8 protein-coding genes are annotated in these 7,019 nt (G+C 43.9%); 2 read left to right on the top strand and 6 right to left on the bottom strand.

Annotated features, from left to right (window positions below):
- Nucleotides 1–87 precede the first annotated feature (87 nt).
- Nucleotides 88–1,248 (bottom strand): DUF998 domain-containing protein, encoded by a 1,161-nt coding sequence (locus FFM75_RS13175; RefSeq protein WP_137629631.1) that lies wholly within the window; start codon nt 1,246–1,248, stop codon nt 88–90.
- Between the two features lie 66 nt (nt 1,249–1,314).
- Nucleotides 1,315–2,496, bottom strand: coding sequence for a chloride channel protein (locus FFM75_RS13170; protein WP_137629630.1), 1,182 nt, complete (start codon nt 2,494–2,496; stop codon nt 1,315–1,317).
- Between the two features lie 160 nt (nt 2,497–2,656).
- On the opposite strand from FFM75_RS13170, the gene FFM75_RS13165 reads away from it, so the two are divergent.
- Nucleotides 2,657–3,424: a DeoR/GlpR family DNA-binding transcription regulator gene (locus tag FFM75_RS13165; RefSeq protein ID WP_137629629.1), complete on the top strand. Its 768-nt coding sequence runs from the start codon at nt 2,657–2,659 to the stop codon at nt 3,422–3,424.
- Between the two features lie 12 nt (nt 3,425–3,436).
- The gene (locus tag FFM75_RS13160; RefSeq protein ID WP_137629628.1) at nt 3,437–4,105 is read left to right on the top strand and encodes an HAD family hydrolase; all 669 of its coding nucleotides are present in this window, start codon (nt 3,437–3,439) and stop codon (nt 4,103–4,105) included.
- Nucleotides 4,106–4,159: 54 nt separating this feature from the next.
- On the opposite strand, the gene FFM75_RS13155 is transcribed toward FFM75_RS13160, so the two are convergent.
- The 4 genes from FFM75_RS13155 to FFM75_RS13140 form a co-directional block, all read right to left on the bottom strand.
- A complete protein-coding gene (locus FFM75_RS13155) occupies nt 4,160–4,576 on the bottom strand; it encodes a MerR family transcriptional regulator (RefSeq protein ID WP_137629627.1) in 417 nt (138 codons plus the stop codon).
- A gap of 118 nt (nt 4,577–4,694) precedes the next feature.
- Complete coding sequence (locus tag FFM75_RS13150) at nt 4,695–4,931, bottom strand: hypothetical protein (protein ID WP_137629626.1); 237 nt, start codon at nt 4,929–4,931, stop codon at nt 4,695–4,697.
- 72 nt (nt 4,932–5,003) lie between these two features.
- Nucleotides 5,004–5,504 (bottom strand): LURP-one-related/scramblase family protein, encoded by a 501-nt coding sequence (locus FFM75_RS13145; protein ID WP_137629625.1) that lies wholly within the window; start codon nt 5,502–5,504, stop codon nt 5,004–5,006.
- 75 nt (nt 5,505–5,579) lie between these two features.
- Nucleotides 5,580–6,935, bottom strand: a complete 1,356-nt coding sequence (locus FFM75_RS13140; RefSeq protein ID WP_137629624.1) for an MFS transporter — start codon at nt 6,933–6,935, stop codon at nt 5,580–5,582.
- Between the last annotated feature and the right edge of the window lie 84 nt (nt 6,936–7,019).

Here is a 7,019-nt window from a genome sequence, read left to right as displayed (position 1 = left end):
AAACAAATGGGACGAGAAACCAAAATTCGGTTTCTCGTCCCATTTACTTGTACAGAGGCTAGTTATGTCACAGCCTCGATTTTTTAATTATAATTTTGTAATCGTACTTTCAATACCAATATCAATCAACGCTTCAATGCGATCTAGTAGCATTAGTAACCAGCCAAAAGCCAGGACAAAAGCGACGATTTCAAAAGCAGTCAATGAGAAGTAGCCCACCACTTGAAATAAGATTTCAGCAATCACTAAGGCGACACCGACGCCATAAGATAAGTACAAGAAGTCTTTGGTCACTGCTGGCAGTAACCACCGAATCCCGACAATTAGGGCAATGATAAAATACACTAGAAAAATGGCAACTTGATCGTGTAATTCATGCGAAGATGCATTATTGGGAAAAACACCGACTAAGGCTAAGTCAACGGCAGTGAGCGTCAGTAAGATGCGTAAAATCCAAAGCTGACGCGACTTGGGATACGTGTTTTGTAAGCTGACAAACAAATAATCTACTAACGCAATCATTAATAACGCTGCAAAGATCAAGGTCGCATTAAATTGCCACCCACTAGAAGCATTACTCGTGCCTAAAAAACTCAGGTTATGCTGCCACCAGTAGCGTTGATTATTCACCGCCATCGAAATAACGACGCCACTAATAATCACAAGCATCAAGACCGTGGATAAAATGCTAGCATCCACGATTAAGGCAACGTAGACCATGGCCACATTTGTCACCACAGTAAAGGCGAACAAAATAATACTAGCGGTGAACCGGTCAAAAACAGCGCCCTTAAATAAAATGCCTAGCAACCACATACCGCCGATGAGTACTAGCGCCAAAATCAACGCAAATGAGAGCACAATAACCGGAAAGTTTCGCCAATAAATATTGTTAACGAACTGATTATGTGGGTTATTACGGTCGCGAATAAAAAAGCCGGCAAATAGCAAGATGCCCATCACGACCCCGACCAAGATAATACTAGTAGCTAACGAATAATCACCACTTAATTGCACATAATTGTGTTGCTGCCACCCACAAAAAAAGTAATAGCCGATACTAGCAATTAGTGCCATCACCACCGGCCAGGCCAAGACCCCTTTTTCAAAAATAGATAACCTTGATTCCTCAAACTGCACCACTAAACGACCACGACGTACGATTAATTTAGCAGCAGTTTGATCAGTTAAGTGTAACTGTTCGCCGACTTCGGCGGGAATCTCCAACTGAAACGCTTTTGTTTTCATCAAATCCTCCAAAAATAACTGCTATGCCGCTAATTATACCAAACTTTAAAATCACTTTATTTATATTTAGTCATTAATCGGCCAAATTTTTGCGAGCCCCCAAGTGCCGAAAGCCGCACAGCCGACAACGGGCCATAAACTGGCTGGGCAAAATAGCGCCACGATGATCCCCGCTAACAGTGGTCGCTGCACCAGACTCCCCGTTAAACTAGTCGCAATCAACGCGACCCAAAAGCTAGCCGTAACTTGTGGCAGCCACTGGGCAACCGCAAAGCTCACTAAGAAACCGACTACTAAACTTGGTAAAAAATCGCCGCCAGTCCAACCTAACTGTAAGCATAATGCGAGGAAGCCTAATTTGATACCAGCTAGTAAAAGCAGCGTTACTGGCGCTAAGTTTGACCATTGCGCAATCAATTGTGGCAACCTGAGTTGTCCGGAAAATAAAACTTGTGGCACTAATCGCGTTAAAATGTAAATCAAAATACCACCAACACCAATACGCACGGCCAATGACCAATGATGTAGCCAACGCTGACACTGCTGCTTTCCCCACTGCCAGAGATGCGCAAAACTAGCGGTAAATAAGATTATTGGTAGCACCGACCAAATGTTTGACCACTGCCAATTATCCGCCACTAACGGCGTAACGAGGCGTGGCTGATGGGTCAATCGCTGACTAAGGATGAACACTGTCAGCCCATTTAAAATGAACAGCCCAATTAAGCCTTGTTTTAACCGTTGTTGCCCTGGCTGCGTCACATGTTGCTGCCGATAAGACAACCGATATTGACGACGACAACCTAAGCGTCTCAGTTGGTTAAAAATCGTGAGTTGTTGCCAACGTGCATAATGAAAATAAACATATCGCAACTTTTCAGCCAGCCAAATCGACAGGGTAATGGTGACACTAATTAAGATAGTGCCGGGTGCTACTCCGGCACCACAGCCTAAAATGATAATCCCAACTAATAAATTTTGCCATGCTGGTCTTAATGTTATTGCCGACTGACCGTGCAGTGCCGCCAATGCTTGCGGTGCCAGTTGTGGTGTTTGGGGCCACTTCTTTTCAAAAAACCATAATAAGCCACTACCGCCAATAATCAATAGTAATTGGCCAAACCAATCTTGTTCGTTTAAATAAATCTGAACAACTTGATTCAAGATGACTAAAAAGCCACTGACGATTAACGCAATAATGGCACTTAAAACGAGCCCATAATTGATTATTTTTAGTGATCTAGTCATTAGCAACCCCCGTTTCTTAACAGCTTAAGTCCAGTATAGCAACCTGATTACTTCATGACTACCTATTTTGGAAAGCGCTTAAATTAAGGCTTTATTTTAAGCTTCTTTAAGCATATAATGTTATATATACTTAAAGAAGCTTATTAACGGAGGTGACAAAATGCAAGCAGCGGCGCGTTTAGATTTAATGCTTAAAGCGCTAAAAACCAAGCAATCATTAACATTACGTGATGTCATGACTTTAACTGGTGCTTCACGTGATACGGCCCGGCGCGATATTATCAAATTAACTGCCACTGGCGCTGCGAACCGCAACTATGGTGGCCTGAGCTTGCCGAATCGATTTAGTCGCATCGATGATTATTTGACCCGGCAGGCCGATCAACCAACGACCAAACGCCAATTGGGCCAGTTGGCAGCGACTTTAGCGAGCGGCAAGCAACGCCTATTTCTTGACGTTTCAACAACGATCGGCGTCATTCCACAATATTTAAAAGTTACCGCCGAGACGTTAACAGTGACTAACTCGATTGATATTGCCGATCAACTGTTGCGACAAACGCCAGGTCAAATGCGGCTATTAGGCGGTCGTTACGAAGCAGCGCGACGCGGGACGATGGATTCAGCGGCACTACATGACTTATTTGGCTTTCAGTTTGACCTGACCTTTTTAAGCGCAGCTGGGCTAACTGCCAATGGCCTGTTTTTTGCTTATCAAGATGATGTGCCATTCAAACAACAGTTACGCGCACAGTCCCAAACGTTAGTCTTAGTCTTAGATCACACCCGGCTAGGGGTCACCCATAATTATCGTGGGTTAACACTTGATCAAATTGATTATTTGGTGACTGATGCCCCCATTGAATCGTCTTTAAAACAAGCTTTAGAAACGGCAGATGTCAGCATCTTGTATTCAACAACTAATTAGGAGTGAGTCAACATGATAAAGAACTTGATCTTTGATTTTAACGGAACAATGATTTTTGATTCCGAATTGCAACGCCAAGCATGGGGCCAAATGTTAGCCCAAACATTCAACCATCAAATGACTGAACATGACTTTCAAACTGAAATTGCCGGTCGTAATAATAGCTATACCTTCAACCATTATGCCGACCATCCTTTAACAACAGCTGAAGCCGCCGCCTTTTCTGAGAAAAAAGAAGCAATCTATCGTGAAATCTGTGGTCAGCGCCCAGATAAATTCTGCCTTGTTGCCGGCCTAAAACAATTCTTGACGCAAGCGCAAGCCGCTGGCATCGCAATGAACATCGCCACTGCTTCAGAAAAGCCCAATGTTGACTTTTTCTTCGACCAACTTGGGCTAAGCCAGTGGTTTGACCGGGATCAAGTCGTCATTAATGATGGCGCACTACCTGGTAAACCAGCGCCCGATATGTTCTTAACTGCACTTGCACATGTCAATGGTTTACCCACTGAAACCGCTATTTTTGAGGACTCACCCTCTGGCATTCAGGCCGCTAACCGTGCTCAAGTCGCGCAGACGATTTTAGTCGTTGAACCTGATGCGCCAGACCCGATTTTAAATGCAACATTAACGATCAACCATCAAATTAATGATTATCAAACGTTATTTGAACAGTTGTAGGATACAAAAAAGCTAGTCCTCAATAACGAGGGCTAGCTTTTTTGTATCATTTTTTTAGTCAGCATCGGTTGTTTTAGCCGCATGTTGTCGGTCTAATTCATGTAACTCGGCTTCCGTTGCTTGCATGTGTTCATAAAAGTGATCTAGCTTATCATGCAAATGATCGATTGCCACCTGCAAATCATCACGTTTGGCTTCCATTTCAGTTAGCTGCGCTTGTAGTAAGGCTTGTTCGGCAGCCGCCGTATCGGCCGGTGAGTCATACAACTCAATATAGCGTCGCAGATTTTCAATACTCATTCCTGCTGACCGCATTTGCGTGACAAATTTAATTCGGCGTAAGATACGCTCATCAATATCGCGATTACCAACTGGGGTCCGATCAATGGCAGGAATCAAGCCTTCACTTTCATAATAGCGAATCGCCGCTGAAGAAACGCCAGTTTGGGTACTAGCTTCTTTAATGTTCATTTAAATCACCTCTGGTTTACTAAGTTCAGCTTACGCAAACTTCACTTAAAATACAACCGTTAACAATCATCACTCAAACACATCATTTTAAAATTGTATTAACCAATAATGTGTTATTTTAGCGTTTGCTGTTGCCGATAGTGCTGGGTTTCACGGGAGTTTGATACTTTTGACAGTTCAATCCTATTTTACTAGTTAGTTGCACTAGCCCGGATACGCCTTGCTCAGACGCAATCAATGGCACTAACAAGTCGGCCAGCTTTAATTCTTGTATCGTCCAATCTTGCACGACTAGTAAATGGTCAAAAGTGGGCTTAACCAAAGTTGTCTTTGATGCCGCAATCGGTTTCGCCATGTTGTTATTCATCTGGTTAACTTGGTATCAACAAAAAAGCCATTTCAAGGATTAGCTTGAAATGGCTTTGGGCTAACTGTTAACACTGGCACTCGCAGCGGCGGCTTCGGAACGTTTCACATAATCAATGGCAACGACTAGCCCAACTAACAGACGTTCATCGGCATCATCTAAAATCGTAATTTCATACTTATCACCAATCGAAAAATAGCGTTTCGCCACGCTACCAATCACCTGACCATTACGTGCGACTTCGAAATTCATATCCCAGAAATCACCCGTCACCGTCAAGTTCAAAGCTGATAACGTATATTTAGCTCGTAATACCGTCATGCGTTTTTGTAGAGTCGCCACTTGCCGACCATCGATTTCAAGATAAAACCGAGGCAACCAAGCAATCGGTTTCTTTGTTACCCGAGCGACAACCGATCCCGCCATATTTTCAATATCAAAATGCTTCGGAATCGAAAATAAACTCCCAGTCACTTGATAGACTGGTTCTGACTGCGCATCAAGAACAGCATAGCGGTCACGAAATGACAAAATCTTTTGATTAATATAAAGTTGACGCATCGTGGGTACCTCCGATAGTTGTTTAATCCTAGTATAAACTACCGCTGTAAACGATTACCAGGATTATACAATTAATTATTCATTAACTTGCCAGCAGCACATAATCCCAAGTAACGACAAGCTAGCCGCACTGATCATCGCCGCACGAAACCCCAGTGTAAATGCCGTCGCCGTCGTTCCTGCGCCAAACCGATAAAAAACCAATACGGCCACGACCGTGCCAACCGCACCACCAAGTAACCGAAAAACGTTGTAGATACCAGCCGCTTTACCTAGCGCCGTTACTGGTACTGATCCCAAGACTGCCTTTTGGAGTGCCGGGCCAGCCATTGACAGTCCAATTCCAGCCGCCATGAGTGGTAAAACCAACCAGCCATAGGTGTGGTGTGTCATGACCAATAAACCAATTACTAAATAGCCTAAGCCTTGTAGTAACAGTCCCCACATGGCAATGGTCCGCGAGCCAAATCGATCTACAGCTTGCCCAGCAAACGGTGCAACTACGACGAGCGTCCCCGTCCATGGCAAGAGTCCTAGCCCGGCAGTTAAAGCGGTCCCACCTAGAACGATTTGTAAGAATTGGGGTAAGAAGAAAACCACGCCATACATCGCAGCATATAATAAGAATGTGGCTAGATTGGCACCCGTAAACGTCCGGTTGTTAAAATACTGAACGGGCATTAGCGGTTGAACTGAACGCTTTTGACGCCAGATAAACCAACCGCCGAGTAAGACGCTGACGATGCCCACTAAGATGGATGTTGCTGTAACTGTCTTCGTTAATGCTGATAAAGCCCAAATTAAGCCGGCTAGCGTTATCATGATTAGCCCAGCATCTAGTGGCTGAATTTTTTCAGCTACGCCAGTACTTTCAGGCAATTGTTGCTGTGATAAATAAATCGCGATCAAACCAATCGGAACATTGATCCAAAAAATCCATTGCCAAGTTAGTTTAGCGACGATCAGACCACCCAGCGATGGTCCGACAATTAATGCTAGCCCACCAATCCCACTCCAAATACCTAACGCCCGACCGCGTTCTTGAGCCGGTAAGGTATTAGTCAAAATGGCCATCGACATTGGTGTCATTACAGAAGCCCCTAAGCCCTCAATCATACGGGCAATAATTAGCACGGTAATATTAGTTGCTAGTGCACAGCCAATCGAACCCAAAGTAAAGATGAAGATGCCTAAAATATAGACCCGCCGTCGTCCCCACCGTTCACCCAAGGCAACCCCAACTAATAGCACCGCCGCAATCGTAATATTATAGGCATTTAAAGCCCACTGTAACATTGCGACTGAGATATGAAACTCTGTCCGAATTGCTGTTGAAGCGGTCGTGACGATCATGGCATCCATCATTGCCATAAAGAAACCTAATGATGTTAGCCCTAAAATCCAAGCCGACCGATGATGTTTTTGTGCCATCTATTTTTCCTCCAGTTGTTTTTTAGAAAATAGTTCAAATATTTTTGAACTATTTAACAGTAGCATACCGCAAAAATGACTGCA

This window comes from Lactiplantibacillus daowaiensis (assembly GCF_005405085.1).
In the GTDB taxonomy this organism is placed as follows: Bacteria; Bacillota; Bacilli; order Lactobacillales; family Lactobacillaceae; genus Lactiplantibacillus; species Lactiplantibacillus daowaiensis.
The sequence above is the reverse complement of the archived record's forward strand: the minus strand, read 5'-3'. Positions and strand labels throughout refer to the sequence as shown.